Origin of the sequence: Paraclostridium sp. AKS73 (assembly GCF_025671395.1) — a bacterium.
Taxonomy (GTDB): domain Bacteria; phylum Bacillota; class Clostridia; order Peptostreptococcales; family Peptostreptococcaceae; genus Paraclostridium; species Paraclostridium benzoelyticum.
This window is the reverse complement of record NZ_JAIXHU010000006.1, coordinates 76,830-94,946: the sequence shown is the minus strand read 5'-3', so window position 1 is coordinate 94,946 and position 18,117 is coordinate 76,830. Positions and strand designations below refer to the sequence as shown.

27 protein-coding genes and 1 other annotated feature are annotated in these 18,117 nt (G+C 26.8%); of the genes, 12 read left to right on the top strand and 15 right to left on the bottom strand.

Annotated elements, in window-relative coordinates:
• Window positions 1–13 precede the first annotated feature (13 nt).
• From LEQ07_RS05810 to LEQ07_RS05800, 3 genes are all read right to left on the bottom strand, one after another.
• Entirely contained in the window at window positions 14–487 is a 474-nt protein-coding gene (locus LEQ07_RS05810) for a response regulator transcription factor (RefSeq protein ID WP_263329867.1), read from the bottom strand.
• Between the two features lie 232 nt (window positions 488–719).
• Entirely contained in the window at window positions 720–2,009 is a 1,290-nt protein-coding gene (gene aspS / locus LEQ07_RS05805) for an aspartate--tRNA(Asn) ligase (protein WP_263329866.1), read from the bottom strand.
• A 175-nt stretch (window positions 2,010–2,184) separates the two neighbouring features.
• Window positions 2,185–2,408: a binding site (T-box leader), on the bottom strand.
• Between the two features lie 84 nt (window positions 2,409–2,492).
• Window positions 2,493–3,200 carry a cyclic nucleotide-binding domain-containing protein gene (locus tag LEQ07_RS05800; RefSeq protein ID WP_263329865.1) on the bottom strand — a complete coding sequence of 236 codons (708 nt, stop codon included), beginning with the start codon at window positions 3,198–3,200 and terminating at the stop codon, window positions 2,493–2,495.
• Between the two features lie 118 nt (window positions 3,201–3,318).
• Here LEQ07_RS05800 and LEQ07_RS05795 point away from each other — a divergent pair, with 118 nt between their 5' ends.
• The 3 genes from LEQ07_RS05795 to LEQ07_RS05785 all read left to right on the top strand — a co-directional run bounded on the left by LEQ07_RS05795 (window position 3,319) and on the right by LEQ07_RS05785 (window position 5,106).
• On the top strand, window positions 3,319–3,738 hold the full coding sequence (locus LEQ07_RS05795) for a DMT family transporter (RefSeq protein ID WP_263329864.1): 420 nt from the start codon (window positions 3,319–3,321) through the stop codon (window positions 3,736–3,738).
• Window positions 3,739–3,754: 16 nt separating this feature from the next.
• Entirely contained in the window at window positions 3,755–4,210 is a 456-nt protein-coding gene (locus tag LEQ07_RS05790) for a DMT family transporter (protein ID WP_046823092.1), read from the top strand.
• Window positions 4,211–4,413: 203 nt separating this feature from the next.
• A complete protein-coding gene (locus LEQ07_RS05785; RefSeq protein WP_052952032.1) occupies window positions 4,414–5,106 on the top strand; it encodes a CPBP family glutamic-type intramembrane protease in 693 nt (230 codons plus the stop codon).
• A gap of 168 nt (window positions 5,107–5,274) precedes the next feature.
• Here the strand turns inward: LEQ07_RS05785 and LEQ07_RS05780 are convergent, their stop codons facing one another.
• Genes LEQ07_RS05780 through LEQ07_RS05770 form a run of 3 tightly spaced genes read right to left on the bottom strand, consistent with a single transcriptional unit; the run spans window position 5,275 to window position 6,699 of the window.
• Entirely contained in the window at window positions 5,275–5,811 is a 537-nt protein-coding gene (locus LEQ07_RS05780) for a hypothetical protein (protein ID WP_263329863.1), read from the bottom strand.
• An 11-nt stretch (window positions 5,812–5,822) separates the two neighbouring features.
• Complete coding sequence (locus LEQ07_RS05775) at window positions 5,823–6,203, bottom strand: anti-sigma factor family protein (RefSeq protein WP_263329862.1); 381 nt, start codon at window positions 6,201–6,203, stop codon at window positions 5,823–5,825.
• 4 nt (window positions 6,204–6,207) lie between these two features.
• Window positions 6,208–6,699: an RNA polymerase sigma factor SigX gene (locus LEQ07_RS05770; protein WP_046823094.1), complete on the bottom strand. Its 492-nt coding sequence runs from the start codon at window positions 6,697–6,699 to the stop codon at window positions 6,208–6,210.
• 408 nt (window positions 6,700–7,107) lie between these two features.
• Between LEQ07_RS05770 and LEQ07_RS05765 the strand changes: the two genes are divergently transcribed.
• The 5 genes from LEQ07_RS05765 to LEQ07_RS22890 all read left to right on the top strand — a co-directional run bounded on the left by LEQ07_RS05765 (window position 7,108) and on the right by LEQ07_RS22890 (window position 8,924).
• Window positions 7,108–7,521 carry a hypothetical protein gene (locus tag LEQ07_RS05765; RefSeq protein WP_332842948.1) on the top strand — a complete coding sequence of 138 codons (414 nt, stop codon included), beginning with the start codon at window positions 7,108–7,110 and terminating at the stop codon, window positions 7,519–7,521.
• A complete protein-coding gene (locus LEQ07_RS20855; RefSeq protein ID WP_332842947.1) occupies window positions 7,518–7,694 on the top strand; it encodes a hypothetical protein in 177 nt (58 codons plus the stop codon). The genes LEQ07_RS05765 and LEQ07_RS20855 overlap by 4 nt, the downstream gene beginning before the upstream one ends.
• 374 nt (window positions 7,695–8,068) lie before the next feature.
• A complete protein-coding gene (locus tag LEQ07_RS05760; RefSeq protein ID WP_263329861.1) occupies window positions 8,069–8,380 on the top strand; it encodes a PadR family transcriptional regulator in 312 nt (103 codons plus the stop codon).
• 17 nt (window positions 8,381–8,397) lie between these two features.
• Window positions 8,398–8,580, top strand: coding sequence for a DUF2812 domain-containing protein (locus LEQ07_RS05755; RefSeq protein ID WP_263329860.1), 183 nt, complete (start codon window positions 8,398–8,400; stop codon window positions 8,578–8,580).
• Window positions 8,532–8,924: a DUF2812 domain-containing protein gene (locus LEQ07_RS22890; RefSeq protein ID WP_442952402.1), complete on the top strand. Its 393-nt coding sequence runs from the start codon at window positions 8,532–8,534 to the stop codon at window positions 8,922–8,924. Before LEQ07_RS05755 ends, LEQ07_RS22890 begins: the two co-directional genes overlap by 49 nt.
• Window positions 8,925–9,009: 85 nt before the next feature.
• Here LEQ07_RS22890 and LEQ07_RS05750 read toward each other — a convergent pair whose 3' ends face one another.
• On the bottom strand, window positions 9,010–9,750 hold the full coding sequence (locus LEQ07_RS05750) for a hypothetical protein (protein ID WP_263329859.1): 741 nt from the start codon (window positions 9,748–9,750) through the stop codon (window positions 9,010–9,012).
• A 315-nt stretch (window positions 9,751–10,065) separates the two neighbouring features.
• Between LEQ07_RS05750 and LEQ07_RS05745 the strand changes: the two genes are divergently transcribed.
• The gene (locus tag LEQ07_RS05745; protein WP_263329858.1) at window positions 10,066–10,440 is read left to right on the top strand and encodes a DUF4363 family protein; all 375 of its coding nucleotides are present in this window, start codon (window positions 10,066–10,068) and stop codon (window positions 10,438–10,440) included.
• Between the two features lie 15 nt (window positions 10,441–10,455).
• Window positions 10,456–11,154: a DUF421 domain-containing protein gene (locus LEQ07_RS05740; protein WP_263329857.1), complete on the top strand. Its 699-nt coding sequence runs from the start codon at window positions 10,456–10,458 to the stop codon at window positions 11,152–11,154.
• Between the two features lie 92 nt (window positions 11,155–11,246).
• On the opposite strand, the gene LEQ07_RS05735 is transcribed toward LEQ07_RS05740, so the two are convergent.
• From LEQ07_RS05735 to LEQ07_RS22410, 7 genes are all read right to left on the bottom strand, one after another.
• Window positions 11,247–11,912: a DUF3885 domain-containing protein gene (locus LEQ07_RS05735; protein WP_263329856.1), complete on the bottom strand. Its 666-nt coding sequence runs from the start codon at window positions 11,910–11,912 to the stop codon at window positions 11,247–11,249.
• 31 nt (window positions 11,913–11,943) lie between these two features.
• Entirely contained in the window at window positions 11,944–12,222 is a 279-nt protein-coding gene (locus tag LEQ07_RS20060; RefSeq protein ID WP_317852023.1) for a DUF4070 domain-containing protein, read from the bottom strand.
• A gap of 23 nt (window positions 12,223–12,245) precedes the next feature.
• Window positions 12,246–13,226 (bottom strand): B12-binding domain-containing radical SAM protein, encoded by a 981-nt coding sequence (locus LEQ07_RS05730; protein ID WP_317852021.1) that lies wholly within the window; start codon window positions 13,224–13,226, stop codon window positions 12,246–12,248.
• 155 nt (window positions 13,227–13,381) lie between these two features.
• Window positions 13,382–14,185, bottom strand: coding sequence for a DUF6544 family protein (locus LEQ07_RS05725; protein ID WP_263329855.1), 804 nt, complete (start codon window positions 14,183–14,185; stop codon window positions 13,382–13,384).
• Between the two features lie 34 nt (window positions 14,186–14,219).
• The gene (locus tag LEQ07_RS05720) at window positions 14,220–14,360 is read right to left on the bottom strand and encodes a hypothetical protein (protein WP_263329854.1); all 141 of its coding nucleotides are present in this window, start codon (window positions 14,358–14,360) and stop codon (window positions 14,220–14,222) included.
• A 482-nt stretch (window positions 14,361–14,842) separates the two neighbouring features.
• The gene (locus tag LEQ07_RS20850; protein ID WP_332842946.1) at window positions 14,843–15,082 is read right to left on the bottom strand and encodes a PhzF family phenazine biosynthesis isomerase; all 240 of its coding nucleotides are present in this window, start codon (window positions 15,080–15,082) and stop codon (window positions 14,843–14,845) included.
• Between the two features lie 195 nt (window positions 15,083–15,277).
• Entirely contained in the window at window positions 15,278–15,430 is a 153-nt protein-coding gene (locus LEQ07_RS22410; RefSeq protein WP_334307501.1) for a PhzF family phenazine biosynthesis protein, read from the bottom strand.
• 92 nt (window positions 15,431–15,522) lie between these two features.
• Here LEQ07_RS22410 and LEQ07_RS05710 point away from each other — a divergent pair, with 92 nt between their 5' ends.
• Complete coding sequence (locus LEQ07_RS05710) at window positions 15,523–15,849, top strand: PadR family transcriptional regulator (RefSeq protein WP_332842945.1); 327 nt, start codon at window positions 15,523–15,525, stop codon at window positions 15,847–15,849.
• A 1-nt stretch (window position 15,850) separates the two neighbouring features.
• Window positions 15,851–16,765, top strand: coding sequence for a permease prefix domain 1-containing protein (locus LEQ07_RS05705; protein ID WP_263329853.1), 915 nt, complete (start codon window positions 15,851–15,853; stop codon window positions 16,763–16,765).
• Between the two features lie 292 nt (window positions 16,766–17,057).
• Here the strand turns inward: LEQ07_RS05705 and LEQ07_RS05700 are convergent, their stop codons facing one another.
• Window positions 17,058–17,978 carry a hypothetical protein gene (locus tag LEQ07_RS05700; RefSeq protein WP_263329852.1) on the bottom strand — a complete coding sequence of 307 codons (921 nt, stop codon included), beginning with the start codon at window positions 17,976–17,978 and terminating at the stop codon, window positions 17,058–17,060.
• Between the last annotated feature and the right edge of the window lie 139 nt (window positions 17,979–18,117).

The window sequence follows — 18,117 nt, the reverse complement described above, 5'->3', positions numbered from 1 at the left end:
GTATTCTTTTTAGTTAATTTAATTTTTCTCTATTACAAAAAATTTCATTAGATAAGATATCAAGAACTATATTTCCTGAGCTAACCATATAAAATTTCTTGTTTTTTAACCTCTCTTCTCTTCTTAAATGGCTTTCTATTCTCGCTTTTAACTCTTTCAAACTAAAAGGTTTTGTTATGTAATCATCGCCCCCCACAGATAGGGCTTCAATTTTATCTTCTTCCAAAATTCTAGCACTTAGAAAAATTATAGGACAATTTATACTATCTCTTATAATCTTACAAATTTCTATTCCATCCATATCAGGCATCATTATATCTAGTATTATTAAATCAAAATCATGATTTAGCTTATTTAATGCTTCTTTATAATTCTGTACAGTATCAACATTATACTTATAATTACTCAAGTAACTTTTTATAGTTGTACAAATATCTTTATTGTCATCAATAACTAAAATTTTATTTTTTATTTCTATAGCTACCACCTACTTTAATAATTTAATTTAAATAGTTGTTCTATTTTATTTTTAATAGCCTAATATGAAACATCATTAAAATATTTTATAAAAATATGAAATATAAACTATCCTCAATGTTATATTTTACCAAATTATAGGCAAAAAGGATAATAAAAAACTCCCTCCTGTCGTATTTGAATTGAGATATTGAGGTAAAAGGCGTTATCTTATTTATAGATAACGCCTTTACAAACTTAATTTATGGTATCAGCCTATGTCTGTCTCTTGTTATAAGCGTTGCTTCTCTTACATTCTCAAGTCCTAATATTTTACTAACTATTCGTTCTAACCCTATTGCTAATCCACCATGCTTAGGTACCCCATATTTAAATACCTCAGTATAACTTAGATAGTTTTCAGGATTTAAACCTTTATATTTTATATTATTTATTAGCATATCATAATCATGAATTCTTTGACCTCCTGTAGTAATCTCAATTCCTCTAAATAGTAAGTCAAAGCTATGTGTTTCATTTTCTCCACATGGCATAGTATACATTGGTCTTTTTACCCTTGGATAGTGAGTTACAAATATAAAATCACTTCCTAACTTTTCTTTAGCATATTCACATAGCAATTTTTCTGCCTCTGGATCTAAATCATTTTCTAAATTTGTTTTATTATATTCTTCTTTTAAAATCTCTATAGCCTTACTAAATTTTATCCTTGGAATACTTCCATTTACAGTTGGAAGTTCTACGTTTAGTAAATTTAAATACTTTTGAGTTTCTTTTTCTAATTTATTTATTATAAATTTTAATAAATCTTCTTCTAACTTCATAATATCTTCTTCATTTTCAATAAATCCAAACTCTAAGTCCATACTTACATATTCATTTAAATGTCTGTTTGTATCATGTTGTTCAGCTCTATAAACATGCCCAATTTCAAATACTTTTTCAAATCCAGCTGCAACCATCATCTGTTTATAAAATTGTGGGCTTTGAGCTAGATATGCTTTATCCTCAAAGTACTTAACTTCAAAAACTTCAGTTCCACCTTCAGCCCCTTCTGAAACAAGTTTTGGTGTGAATATTTCAGTAAAACCTTCATCCATCAAGTATTCTCTAAACCCATTAACAATTACATTTTGTACTTTAAAAATAGCATTAATTTTTTCATGTCTTAAACTTAAAACCCTGTTATTTAGCATGGTAACTAGATTTATATTTAAATCTTCTTTGTTTATTTCAATTGGTAGCTCATCTTTACATTTGCTAATTACTTCAAATTTTCTAACTTCAATTTCAAAGTTATTTAGTTTATTGTTACTCTCTTTAACGATACCTTTTATAGATACAACTGATTCTAATTTTATATCTTCTGAATTAATCAATTTATTATCAATAACACATTGAACTAATCCAGTTCTATCTCTTAATATTACAAATGTTATTGATTTTAAAGCTCTTATACGATGTATCCATCCTTCAATTTTAACTTCATTTTCTATATAATTATTTAATTTATTTATCAAAATTCTTTTCATGTTATTAATCCTCCTTGTAATTTAAAAGTATTAAAAAATCCCCTTGAGATATTAATCCCAAGGGGCGAAGATTCGCGGTACCACCCTTTTTGACTTATATTATAACTTTATCAAGCAAAATAGTTCCATAGAATGGGCCCTATTCTATAATAATAAAAAAAGCTTTCACTTCTATGATAGAAGTGAAAGCTATATTCACGGTGCCATTCTACTTGACTAAAGTTAAATAACTCTAAGTCATCTCTATTACATATAACGGTGTAACCCGACTCATCCTACTTTATTTCAGATAAGTTTCTCTGGGATGTCTTTCAATATTCCTTTTCTCATGGAGCTTTCACCGACCTCCACTCGCTTTGGATACTTAGTAAATTTTACTCTTCCCTTCACTGAAGTTTTAATATTATTTTACATTATAGTATGCCTTTTATTTTAAAATGTCAATCATTATTTTTGAAAATATGTATTAATCTATACATACCCCTACTCAAAATATACAGCCTTATACAAATCTCCAGCTAAATCTGCTAGTTTGTTTTTATCTATAACCTTATATCCTAATTTATCTTTATCTAAAATATTCTTTTCAATCAATAAGTTTAGAGTTCTTAATAAATGTCTATAACTACTTCCTAGATTTTCTGCTACCCCTGATAAACTTTCATCAAAATCTACATATTCTATTTCAGAATTAGGTTCTATCATTAACTCGTTTATGTAGCTTGCTAATCTGTTTTCAAGTGGATACAGCAAGTTTATAGAGCTACTCGTACTTATGTCAGCTAATTTCTCTGCTAAACGTAAACAGGAAAATCTTAAAAACTTACAGTCATTTATAAGCTTAACTCTAGCTATATCCATAGGTATGGCTAAACAATTACATGTACTTAGTGCTTGCAATGTTCCTGATGCTACTTCTTCATTTATAAATTCTAAGTCTCCTATAACTCCAAGTGAATTATAAAAACTAAGAAGGGAAGACTTTCCATTTGGCAATGTTTTAAATACTTTAGCTTTTCCTTCAACTAAAAAAAGAAAATATTCTAACGCCTCCCCTTCTCTACATAAATACTCGTTTTTTTCAAACCTAAGAAGTTTTATGTCATCACTCATATCTTTTTCAAACAATTCATCTATTTTAAACTTATTATAAAACGTTTTTATAATAAACCTGTCATCTATTTTTTTCATATAAACACCCCTTTCATAAACGTACATAAAAATTATATCTATATATATGACATATGTCATTATTAATACTTTTTTTCTATGTTATATTATTTATTAATCTAGCATGGAGGTAAAATATATGAATTATTTAATTTCAATTTTAACAGGTGTAGTTTTATCTACAATGGTTGTTGTAAATGGAGATCTTGGAAATGCAACTGGAAACTATATTTCTAGTGTCATCATACACTTTGTAGGTCTTATTGGGATTATAATATTACTTGTGGTGACTAAGTCTAAGATAAAAAACCTTAAGGGAATACCTTTTTACATGTTCTCAGGAGGCCTTATAGGTATATTGACTGTCCTGTTTACTAATATTAGTTTTACAAATCTTGGTGTATCTCTTACTGTCTCACTGGCTTTATTAGGTCAGCTAGTCACATCAATTGTTATCGATCACTTTGGATACTTTGACTTAGAAATCAATAAATTTGAAAAGAAAAAAATAATAGGGTTAGGAATAATAATCTTAGGTATTTTTATTATGACATTATAATAAGGAGGTATTTTTTATGTTTTATGCACTAATAGCTATATTATCTGGAATTTCAAATGTGATCTCAAGGTCTGTAAACTTTGTTTTATCTGAAAAGTTAGGAGTTTACCAAAGCACACTATTTAATTATATATTTGGTCTCGCTGGTTCAATATTAATATTATTTATAAGCGGTGAGACTTCTAAATTGTTAGCATCTACTTCTTACGATGCTAATTGGCTTGCTTATACTGGAGGTCTTGTTGGTGTGGCTGTAGTATCTTTACAAGTGTTTTTATCATCTAAAGTTTCATCATTTTATTTAACTTTATTGTTATTTGTGGGGCAACTATTCACTGGAATAATTTTAGATTTTATTTTATCAGGAAAAATATCTATTTGGCAAGTTGTTGGAGGTATATTAGTTATTATAGGACTTTCTTATAATTTATATATCGATAGAGTAGAAGAAATTGAGGTCGCATCACATTAAATGGTGCGATTTTTTTTGTATCATAAAAAAATAATAATTAGGAAATACTTTAGAAATCTTTTGGAAAGATTAAAAGCTTAGAATAAACTCACTAGATACACAAATATAAAAATAGTTTAACCTGTTAAATGCACTATATTAAATTTTAGATCTTCTTAAATAAAATATTTGTTTATTAAGCAAATGAAAAAGAGGTGTATATTATGAATCAACTTATAACAAAATATCAAATTAAACTTTTTCCTGTACTATTATCATTGGCACTATTATTACTCACATTTAAGATTGATTTAATTCATCCTAGTAATACAGGATTATATGTATTAAAGATAATGTCCGTCCCTATGCTATCTATTGCCAGTTTGTTTTTTACATTTGGAAAACAAGGAGTTCTAGACGTATTTTCAAAACCCATAAAACCTTTTAGAAATATATCTATATGGTATTTGATTTCACTTGTTTCTAGTTTTATTTCTGCTTTAATATTAAAACTTGTGCTTCACTTACCATTACAGGAAAACCCAGGGTCAGAGCATCTTGTAGAGACACTTATATCATTACCTTTTGTTTTGTTATTTGAAGAAATAATAAGTATTTTCATTCTTTTAGTTATTGCAAATTTTATCTTCAAAAAAACTAAGAACTTAGTATTATCACAAACAACTGGAGTTATATTAAGTTCTATCTGCTTTGGACTATTGCATTATTCTACTTATTTTAATGGAAGTTTAGTAAACACACTTATTCATACTCTTCTTATCCAAGGATTAGTTAGAATTTTTTTCAACTTTGCTGCATTAAAATCTAATAGTATTATTGTTCCATGGATTATCCATGTTGTGTTTGACTTCACAACATTTGGATTAGGTACAGTTATGTTAATTTCTCTAATGTAAAAATAAATAAATCTTTGTTATTGAAAAAATAGCTCTAGGTAATTTAATACCTTGAGCTATTTTTTATAATAATTTAAATGTAGTTTTCTATAATATAACTATTTTCTTGTGTAATAATCTTTTATATAGTTTTGAAAATTTATGCCTAAATTAACAGTTCTATTAGTTTTACTCAGATTTAATTTCTAATTGTCCTGTCCAAGATCCTGATGTTTTCCCAATTTTACTAATATTAATGTCCAAGTTAACAGGATAATCTATAGGATTAAATCCTGCAAATGTAATAGTACCTTCATTCTCAGCTCCAACTTGTCTTATCCCAATATCTAAAGATTTGTTTCCTTTCTTTAATTCAAAAGGTAATCCATCTTTAGATTCTAAAAACTGGAGTTGTGATACTTTGTCAACTTCTTTCCCTTCATAAATCTCTTTTCCTAAATATACTTCAGGAGCCTCTACTTGTTTTCCATCAACTATACCATCAGATTTTAACTTTAATCCTTCTGTATCGTATTCGATAGGTGCTAAATTTCCGTTTACAGTTTCTATTTTATAATTTACAGATACACGACTTTCAGCGATATATACTCCTGTTAAGTGTACTATAATATCTTTGTCTTTAATTTTAATATCTAAAGGCTTAAATTTACCTTCTTTTGTAGAGTCTACTACAGATCCATCTTCACGCACTAACCCTTTATTCACAACATCATCTTCTAGTACATGCTGTGAAATAAATTATATGTAGCCATTGCAACTCCTGATCCACCTATAAACACCAATAATGATGCGGCTGCTACTGTACTAAACTTTTTCATTTTATTCATATTATTGAATCTCCCTTTTATTACGTTTAATTTACTTTTTCTCTCTAATTTTGAATTAAATGTATTCCACGCTAATTCAACATCTATTTTATTTTTTAAGTTATCCTGATTTTCTAAGCTAGTTTTATAATCATTAACTTCTACTAGTTCATTAAATTTATGTTGGCAAACTTCACATTTATCTAAATGCTTTGAAACTTGTTCCATCATATCTAAAGGCAGTTCTCCATCTATATAAGCCTGTAATTCTCCACTTTCATAACATTTCATACAGTTACCTCCCTTTTCTTTCTGTGTGGATTTTTTTAAATTTCTTTTGAGCCCGTACAAGCATAGTTCCAATAGAAGACTTTTCCACGCCTAATATCTCAGCTATTTCTTTGTATTTAAATCCTGAGTATCTTAAAATTAAAAGTTTCTTATCTTGTTCTCGTAACTCATTCATCGTACTTCTCACATCTTCAATTTCTTCTTTCTTAATATATTTATCATCTAATGTCTGTATATCTATAGTTTCTAAATTTAAACTTGCTTTTTCTATCCTTAACTCGTGCCTTTTTTCTGACCTAATGTGATTATATGAGCTATATATAGATGTCTTAATAAGCCAAGCTTTAATATTTTCGATTTCTTTCCAGTTAGTTTTATATAGTTGTATAAATACATCTTGAGCAATAGATTCTGCAATCTCTTGATTTTTAACAATCTTCATAATATATTTAACTACATATGTATATTGGGATTTGAAAATTTCCTCAAATTTCATAATTACTATAATCACCTCCTAATATTACTTATATATATCAATATTTTTAATCTATTTCTATAGAAAATCTCACTACTAGTATTTTGCGTTTTACATATATATAGAAACCACTTTTATATTTTTTATGACACTTTTTAAAATTATTTATTTTATCTTAATAATTAGTACTCTCCGCATTTATATATACAAAATAATATTTTTTATTTTGTATTATAATTTTCTAATAAAAACTTATCCTCGACTTAATTTTTAGATATGCTAAACTTCTTAAAATTAAGTATTAAAGTCTTATATTTGAGCACTTATTATATCAAACTTTAATTTAAACTCTATTGTTTTATTTTGTAAAAGCACTTTATATAAGCATTTATCATACATTGTTATTAAATTGAAAAGGGAGTGATAAATATGTATAATGGTCAAACTCAATATCCATGGCCTTATTGGCCTAATATGCAAATGTTTAATATGTACCCCTATCCATTCTGGGCTTACCCGCAAATGCAAAATATGAACCCTTATAGTTTTTTGGGGAATCCATCAATGTATCCCCAAGTATTTCAAAGACCTCTTCCTCAACTGAAGGATTATGGACCTAATCCATTTGTAATTAATATTGATGAGGCTACTGATGAAAATAATACTTTCCGTACTGCTTTATGGACAGGAACTAATTTGCAAGTTACATTAATGAGTATAGAAGTTGGGGATGATATAGGATTAGAAGTTCATGAAACTGGAGATCAATTCATACGTATTGAAGAAGGTCAAGGACTTGTTAAAATGGGAAATAGTAAAGATAAATTAGATTTTCAAAAATGATTTACGAAGACTATGCTATTATGATACCTGAAGGTAAATGGCATAATATAATTAACACAGGGAATAAACCACTTAAATTATATGCTATATATGCACCACCTGAACATCCACGTGATACAATTCATCAAACTAAGGCAGATGCAGAATTAGCTGAGCAAAATTCTAGATATTAGCCAGAGTATTATTTAATTCTAACTATATTAATTTAGACTACTTAGTAATTTATTTAACCTTAAAAATCCATATATTCTAAATATGGTTAGTTAAAATTTCAATATAACTTCTCATAAGAAAACTTTATAAGAACAATAAAATAACTGTATAAAAACTAAGTTTTTATACAGTTATTTTATTGTTCTTATTTTCATTTAACTTAAATAATCTTTCAAAGTAAGTATATCACTTAATATTCACCTAATTATGAATCAAAATTTTATTTAATGTCGATATTTGTATTTAAAATTCAGTTGATATATATTACGTTTAACGATATACTTTTATTACGGTTAATGATATATCTTTAACCGTAATAAAGTGAGGTGATACTTTGAAGGATAATGTCAAAGGTGGGGCTCTAACAGAGGTAACATTGTATATTTTATTAGCACTATATAATCCTAACCATGGTTATGGAATAATGCAATTTGTTGAAGAAAAGACTAATGGTCGTTTAATTTTAGGAGCAGGTACATTGTATGGAGCAATAAATACACTTGTAGATAAAAAATGGATACAACTTGTTAGTGAAGAAAAGAAAAAGAAAAATTATCTAATTACAGGATTAGGAAAAGAGATTGTTAGTAAGGAATTAAAAAGATTGAATGATGTTTTAAAACTTGCTAATCAAATAGTTAAGTAAAGGGGTTGTAATTTTTTATGAATAAATCAAAGGTGTTCTTTGATATTGAAAAAGAAACTAAATGGCTTAATAGCTTGGCAAAACAAGGATATAGGTTAACTGATAAGAGTGGTTTCACATACCGTTTTAAAACGTGTGAAAAGGTGCTTACATTTATCAGGTTGAAAAAAGAAAGCCTTTTACTTCTGATAAAAATTTAGATTATATAGATTTTATATCTAATTTAGATATTAATACGGTAGCTATTCAATGGGGTTGGTTTTACTTTGAAAAAGAAAATGACGGAAAAGATTTTGAGCTATTTACAGATATTCAATCAAAGATATCTCATTATAAAAACCTTATTTTTACACTTTTAATAATAGGATTTTTTAGTTTTTGTATCTTTAATAATTGTTTAAATTCACCAATAGGATCACAAGGGCCTTATATATTTAATATCTCATTCCCACTTATAGCAAACCCATTGTTGATGGCTACTGTAGCTTTTACAATTATAAAATACTTTATTAAAATTCATAAATTAAAAAAGAAAGATTCATAAATGAGTAAATAACCTTTTTTATTATAAAAACCGTCTCACTTTATTGTGATACGGTTTATTATAGTTCAATAACATATTCAAATTTTTATAAAAACTCCTTAATTTGATTTATCAAATCTTCCTTGTTTTCTTCTAGTTGTGCTAGTCTATTTACATTAGCTCCAGATGGATGTGGGAACCCTTTAAGAATTTGTATTGTATCGATAATTCCTTCTTCAGATAACTTATGTAATACTTCTTCAACAGCTTTTCCTAAAGGTATTATCAATATATCTTTAAAATTTTCAATATCTTTAAGTTCTTTAATAAAATTCTCATAAACATATTTCATTAAGAACTCACTTTTTAGTAATTTAGGTGTATGACCTGAGTAGTTCTGTTTTTTTACGAAAACAGGATAAGGTATCAGTGATACAGTATGTAGTAGATAATCTTTGTCCTCAAACAATGATGAACAACTATTTAGACTTAAAACATCATTAAGTTTTATATCATCTAACATACTAATTATATTTTTTCTAAGTCCTCCACTAAATCTACCTGTCACTTTACACTTGTATTGTATTTCTTCGATATCTGTGCCTAATTCTAACTCTTTTCTAGCAGTTGAAATAGCTGTACTCATTTGCTGAAATCCTGGTGTTATTCCAATAATAAACACCTTCGCTTTTGAGTTCAAATATTCATTATGTGGAGCATAATATACTTCTATATTCCCATCTCTTTCTATAAGAAAATCATCTATCAATAATTCATCTTTTACATATTTATCTTTTATCGGAAGGCTTCTTATAACTTCTTCATATTCATACAGTGTTTTTTTCATATGCCCAGACCTCTCTGCATTTTTTATTATTTATGATACCTTTTTATTATAATGAGACATAAATATATTCTGATATAACTCTATTTTAATTATATCCTATATTTTATATTTTTCTTTTACTCTAATAATTAAATCATAAATTTACAATTGATATTACTTCATTAAGTATAAATTTACTATCTTTTTCAACTTTATCTACTAACTACTTATCTATATATTTACTATATTTGGGATAATTTCTATTTAATTGTATCAAAATAGTTTTATAAGCATATTACAATAAACAGTTGTTTTTATATGAAAGGAGAAATATATTTGAGTCATAAGTCTATAACATTATCACTATCTATATTATTATTAGCTTTACTTTCTATATTTTTTGTATCTCAAAACTACATATTTGACAGAAATAATAGAGTTGAAAAAACTTTGGATAGTTTAGCTCTATCAATTAAAAAAGACGATTGGGTTTTAGCTGAACAGCTATTTAATGATTTGGATATTCTATGGTCAAAAGGAAAATATCTAATAGCTATAAACAATGCAGATCAAGATTTTTCAGAAATGAGAGCTGCTATAAATAAATTAGAAGGTGCTATTGAAACCAAAGATCAATCTAGTGCATTGCAGATTTCAAAAGAAATTAATGATAATTGGAAAAACTTTAGAAGAATAATACCTGAACCTTAATAAGGAGGTGATTTGATGTCAATTATTACTTATTGTATAAGATGTTCTTTTATGTTTCTCGTAGTTTGGTTCGGCTTAAGAATTGTTGGGAAAAAATCTATTGCACAAATAAGCACTTATGATTTAGCTTGTATATTAATTATAAGCAACATTGGTGCTGAGCCATTAGTATATAAAATTCCATCAAAAGCTACTTTAGGAGTACTGTTCTTGGCTTTAACTACAATATTAATTGGTAGACTCTCATTAAACAAAATATTTTATAATGCGGATGATAAACCAAGCATAGTTATTGTAAATGGTAAAATTGATAAAGAAGAACTAAGAAAAAATAATTTAAATATTCCTTTTCTTCTTTCTCAACTTAGGTTAAAAAATTACCCTAAAATATCTGATGTCGATTATGCAATCGTAGAACCTGATGGTCAGATTTCAGTAATTCCAAAATCTCAACAAAGAGCCGTAACCCCTAAAGATTTAAATATAAAAACAAAATATGAAGGTTTAGGTTTACCTCTTATTATAGATAGTCAAATTCAATACAGAAATTTAGAATATGCAAACTTGAATATTGAATGGCTCAATAATGAGATTCAAAAATCTCAATCTAATATTGAAAATATTTCTATTGCTGAACTTGATAACCAAGGACAATTGTATATATGCCTATACAAAGATATTACAACCATTAAACAAAATCCTCCTATTTTTTAATCCTACATTTTATATATCAAAATAATATGTAGGATTTTTCTACTTAAAGTAATAAATAAGTTTTCTGTTTTATATTTATCATAATAATATAATTAATTTTCTGTTTTAAACATATACTTACTGTACTTCTCTTTAAAAAACTCAAAATCACCATCATGCTTAAATGCTAAGTCCACCCACTCATCATTACATAAATGGTATACGTATCCTTTTTCCTTGTGTACTATATAGTAATCAGCCATTCCTTTTAAACTATTCACTACTTCTTCCTCAATTAATTCCCTTATTAATTTCTTGTATCTTATATCTTTAACCTTACAACTAGTATAAAAATTATGCACTTTTTTAATTCCTACTTCATTTGATTCTCCTAAATCTGTAACTATGCAGTTAAGGTTTTTTAATATACGTTTATTGAGCATATATTGATTTATTCTTAAATTTGATTGAGTATATGTAGGTTCACAATATAAATCTTTGCGTGCATATTCCCCATCTTCATTTTGTATAATTTCCCATTGATATTCATCATACTTATTTATTACAAATAATATATCATCATTATCATTAAATAGATTCTTAAATATATGTAATGCTCGTATATATACTCTTTCTAAAACTTTATTATCTTCCAAGATGGATTCTTCAATGTTATTTTTTAAATCTAGTTCTAACACATTCTTATTAACTCTACAAAATGGTTGATATAATTTTAAATTTTCATATTTATTGACTATGTATTTTTTCAATTCACTCATAATTTATATTCTCCTACGCAAATTTTGTTAATTAAGATGTTTTTCTTATTGAAATCTTATATCCTAGGTTTACTATTAAGTTGTATAAAATATTAGCCTTTGATTTTCTTAATCTGATAGATATTGATTTTAAAGAATAGAAATTTCTTCTAAACCACATATACCCTTCAAACAATTCTTCTTTGCTCATATTCTTAGGTTCAAATGCTACTCTGGTTTTTCCATTGTAATATGACCAATCCTCAGTTAATAATCTATCCTCTTCTTTTAATTTATAATATAATGGAGTCTTTGGAAGTGGCGTTAATATACTAACTGTAACACCATCAATCCCTAAAAATTACATATATCTAAAGTTGTTTTAAATACTTCAGTTGTATCTGTATCAAAGCCAAATATTATTCCTGCTTGTATGCAAATTCCATATTTATGAACAGAATCTATTAAATATTTATATTTATCTACGTTGTTCAATCCTTTATTTACACTATTTAAAGTTTCTTTTGAAAAAGATTCTAATCCTACAAAAAAGTAAATACATCCTGCTTTTTTAGCTAACTTCAATAACTCCTCATCATTGCATCTTTCTAATGTAACCTGTGCTTCCCACTTTTTATTTAACTTACTAAGTTCTTTTAATAATTCTTTTACATATTTAACATCCCCAAAGAAATTATCATCCCAAAATACGAAAAACCTACTTTTTATATTTTTAATATCGTCTATAACCTCATTTACAGGCCTTTTTCTAAATGAATCTTTGTATATTTGTTTTAGATTACAGTAAGAGCAGCTATATGGACATCCTCTTGTTGCAAAAACTGCACCTTTAGTAAACCACCTTCTTTTTATTAAATCTCTTCTTGGTATTGGAGTTCCTTCTAACGATGGAGTATTTAAACACTTATATTCCCTTTTATAGTTTCCATTATAAAATTCTTCTAAAAATACTGGCCAATTTTCTTCAGCCTCCCCTATAATCAGTACATCACAATGTTCTTGTGCCTCATATGGTAATAAAGTTGCATGAGGCCCTCCAAAAGCAACCTTACTACCTTTATTTCTAAATTTTTTTGAGATATTATAACAATGAGGTGCATTTGCAGTATTAACCGTAATTACAACTAAATCAAATTTTTTTTCAAAAGGGATCTTTTGATTGTACTCATCTATTAGTATAATTTCATATTTGCTTTCATCAATAAATGCTGCTAAATATGGCATTGTTATTTGTATAAAGTTGTTTATTTGCCTTTTTCTAAATCTATTAATCTCCTTATTTTCAGGAGTTATCATTAATATACTTTTTTTCATGTCGCCCTCCAAATTCTCCATTATATTAATTACCATTTTTTCTAATATACCTTGCACATATTACATTATAATACTTATAATAAGAAAAACCGCATCACATTATTGTGATACGGCTCTAGGTTATATTTCCATAATATCTATATTTTATACTTATACTACTCATAGCTAATTTTCATATTTTCACTATCAAAATAAACTAAATCTCCGTCACTAAAGTTCCAAACAGCTTGAAATTTAGTTGGTCTATTTACTCCATTAACAACTTTATAATCACTTACAACAGCAGACCATTTTTCATATGTATTAGTATCTGAAGATAATCTCTTCTCATCTACAAAATGAGTCATTTCATAATTTTCATTGAAATAAAAGGTGCCTGTAGTTTTACTTCCATTTTTTCTTATTGTTGCTTCAACACTATAATCATCAATTTGTTTATACGTAATACTTTCTTGAAGAGCTAGGCTTGGATGCATCATGCATTCTGATAAATATGAAGAGTCAATAATATCAAACTTAGTATTAAAAAGTATTATGTGTTTTGCAAGTATACCTTTCATTGTTGCCTTTCCATCTTTGCAAATATCTATACCTTGAAATGGTATTCCAAACATTTTTGAATCAATTAATGCTACTCTCGTAGGCTCTTTTGTAAAATCATATACTGTATAATCAATTTTTACATTGGGCTTATTAACTCCCATAGAAAATTCTACATCCTTAAAATCAAATTTAATTATACTCGCACTTTCAATTCCTACATATCCATTTTTAATAAAATATTTCTGTATAACTTCTGGAAGAGCTTTTAAATCAGTCTCAGTGATTATACTCTTAGGCATTTTATTTACCTCAAAAAGCTCTCCAACAATACTTCTATATTCTTTTTTTACCGGAGAATATGGAATCATTAAGTAAATAATAATAAATACAAGTAAAATAAAAATTACTCCAATCAATATTTTTCTCCCCTTTTCATATTAATTTATCTCCCTAATTCAAACTTAATATATTTTTTTCTAGCTTTTTCATAACCATCAACATACTATCCAATTCTTCTTCTGTTATTCCATGATATAACCTTTCTATAAATTCTTCTTCTTTATCTTGTCTATCTGTAAAAATTGATAGCAATTGTCTGTCAGCGATATTCTTACAGCTCTGCTATCATTGACATCTTTTTGCAACTCTACAAGACCAGCTTTTTCCAAATTAATAGAAAGTTTTTTTACATTTTGTCTACTATATCCAATTATTTTTGAAACTTCTGTAAGAGTAGGACTCTTAACCCCACTTCTTATTATTGAAATTAATAAAAACCATTGCTTAGTTGTAATTTCACTAAAAACCTTGTCTCCTTTATTTTGAATTTTATTAGAAAGAAAAAATATTGCTCCAAATATATATGCTTTTTTTCCACCATTTTGTTATCACCTCGAATACGTAACTAGTTACCTTTTAGTATGAATTAGCTCATATGCATTGTCAATCTTTTATTTTTATTAAGTAGAAATTAGATAGAATATTTATTGTATCTAATTGAGTTTATTTCAAAAAACTTATTATTTTAAATATCTAACATAAATAAATTATATATATAGTATAATCATTTTTTACTATAGTAATAACTTTGTTTTAAAAGATACAGTAGCATTTCCGCAAATTTTCACTTGTACTGGTTTGTTATTTTCTATCTTTACTTCTACCTCAACCATTCCTGCTCTACCTATAGCCTCTCCCTGTTTTGCTTTAAACTTCAACAAATGATTATTATGCTTAACAAGATAAGCTCCTAAACGCCCATTAGCATTTCCGGTCATGGGATCTTCATTAATGCCAATAGCTGGTGCAAACATTCTCCCGGAGTCATAATAATTTTATAATCATTATTTTTTTTACCACGTCTACAGGTAAAATGCCTGCATCTGTTTTTTGATAAATTGTCGTAGATTCAAGTTTATTCTCAGTAGCTAGTGCATAGTGTGCTGAAATAGTAGCATGTCACAAATAGGAACTTCATGTGTTGGGGTAAAAAATCTTATATATACATCTTATTCCTTTCTGTCAGAAGAAAATATAAATGAGGTTTCAGAATTATTCATTTCTCTGGCTATTTTTTGCATTTGCACTTTTGTTAATCCATCAGCATTTGTTACTACTCCAGCTCGATTACCTGTAAACTTTTCTTTTGTAAATGCATCAATTATATCATATACATACTTATTACTCTTAAATTTTCAGTTGATTTCTCCATAAATTAATAGTACACTTAATTTAGAATACATAGGAATCCGAGGTGTTAGTTATAAATAAAGAACTTATCAAAGGCAGTACTGTTACAGTAATCTTAAACGCTCTAAAAAAAGAGCCTCTTTATGGATACGGAATGATTAAAGAGATTGAAAATAAGTCCCAAGGAGTATTTTTATTTAAGGAGGGGACCTTATATCCTATTTTGCATGACCTTGAAAAGAATGAATTTATAGAATCCTTTTGGCATATAGAAAATGGTAGACGTAGAAAATACTACAAGATTACAACAAAAGGTCTTAAGGAATTAAAGAAAAGAGAAAATGAATGGAAAATATTTAGCAAAACAATGGATTTTGTACTAGGAGGGTAAAATGTCTGAAGAAAAAATCAATGTAGATAATTTTTTGCAATCTGTCTGTAGATTTGTTTCTACTGAAGAACGTGCACAAGATATAAAAGATGAACTTAGGGATCATATTGATAGTTATATTGATGAATATACACACGATGGTCTGAATATCGAAGATGCAACATCAAAAGCCTTAAAGCAGATGGGAGACCCCTACTATTTAAGCAACAATTTTAAAGAAAATATTTCTAATAATAAAAGAATATTTATAGCTGGATTAACAGTTTCATTTATGGCTATACTTGCATCGGTCAATATATATGGTTATATAAATAACCTTTATACCTTTTCAGATATTTTTATGAATCTAGTTTTTATTATTTTAAATATACCAATTATTGTACTACTTCTTAAAACTCATAAAAAAAGTAAAAAACTAGATACAAGTAATCCTGTTTTTTACATTCAATCATATAAAACATCTACGTGGTACGAAAATATGTTAAAACCTATCAAATGGCTATGTATATTTTCATTTGCAATAAATTTAATTCCTGATTTTAATATTTTTGATTTACTATCTAAAAGTGAAATAATCTTTGAATATTTGAATGCAATAACGATTTCAATTATGTACTTAATAATGATTATTATATTTTATACTGTAAGTCCTAAGTCTCAAAATAATATTATATATCCTGAGGGTATTCTTACATTTGAATCTTTTATTCCTTGGGATAAAATTTCAGCATATAGATGGGTTAAAGAACATTCTAAAAATAAAGCTATTTATTCTATTGAATTGAAATTTAAAAAGAAACCTTCATCATACAAGTATTCATTTCGTAGTCAACTTATAAAAGTTAGTTCTTCACAAATAAATTTAATAGATGAAGTTTTTAAATCAAATGGAATAGATCAACGTCAATGCTTTTAATTAACATTTTAACTTTATTACAATAATAAAATAACTATATAAAAACTAAGTTTTTATATAGTTATTTTATGTATTTAACTAATTTTTTCTTAAAAACATTCTAATTTCAAGATATAAGTATAAGCATTACAAATATAATTTATTTTATCTTAACTTATATCTTTCACTTAACAAATTCGGTATTTCTCTATACTTACTTAAATCATATATTTTTTTACATCCTCAATTGAACTTGAAAAGTTTAAAAATGCAATTGAATTTAACTGTGAAACCTCCACTAACTTTTTATCTTTTAATATATTTTCAGGTATTTCCTTTGATAAAAATACATCTTCTGAATATAAGAAATTATATAATTGATTAAAGATAATTTATCATCATTAGGTAATTCATTGAATTTACTACAAAAATGTTCATATCTATCATCACTTGAATCTATGAACATCATAACTATACTCGTATCCTTTAGTGGAAAAATACATATATGTAAGCTTTGTATGCTATATTTTCGTTCTTTAAAATATATATCATTTACAATTTCTCCATCCAAATCTGTTACAAGAGCTATACTTCCTTGAAATGCCAGAGGTACAACATAGTCTAACTTCTGATGATAAAATTGATAGTATTCTCCATTACAATTTAATTTACTTAATCGCTTTGCTTTATCATAATTTCGCTTGTATTCATCTAGTTCAACATCCTGAATACTATGCATATTTCGAATGAAATCTAATGCAAAAGGATTTTTCTCACCTATTATTTCATATAATGCATGATCATTGGTCCTATTTCCTATATGCCTTAGAAAGTTTTTCATAGCTATCTGTGCTAACATTTTAGGCGTTGCCTCATTTTCATAGTTATCTGGATTTTCATACTCTTGAAAAATTGTACTATCACACTCTTTACATATTATTTGAAATGTTCCTGCATTTTTAACACCTTTCTCCTCATCCAATAACGGTATATTTATTAATGTATTTGAATAATACAAATATCCATTAGTTGATATGTTTCTTAAACAAAATGCTGGTACTGAGTGTGAATTGCAGAAACTAGACTTCTTTTCATTGCAATGTAAACATCTATCTCCTTTAGCTCTTTTTCTTGTTTGTGTCATTATATGTCCAAACTCTTTTTTTCTAGCTAAAGCATCGCTTCCTATCTCACCTTCATATAATCCAAGTTTAAAAAATTCTATTTCTTTCATACTGTACCCCTTTATTAAATAGCTAAAAATACATCTATTAAATCTTTAAAGTTATTAGATTTAGTAGGCATAAAATTAAATATTTTACGTGGAAAAGAAGAAACGTATTTACTTCAAGAGGTTCTTCTTTTTTAATCCT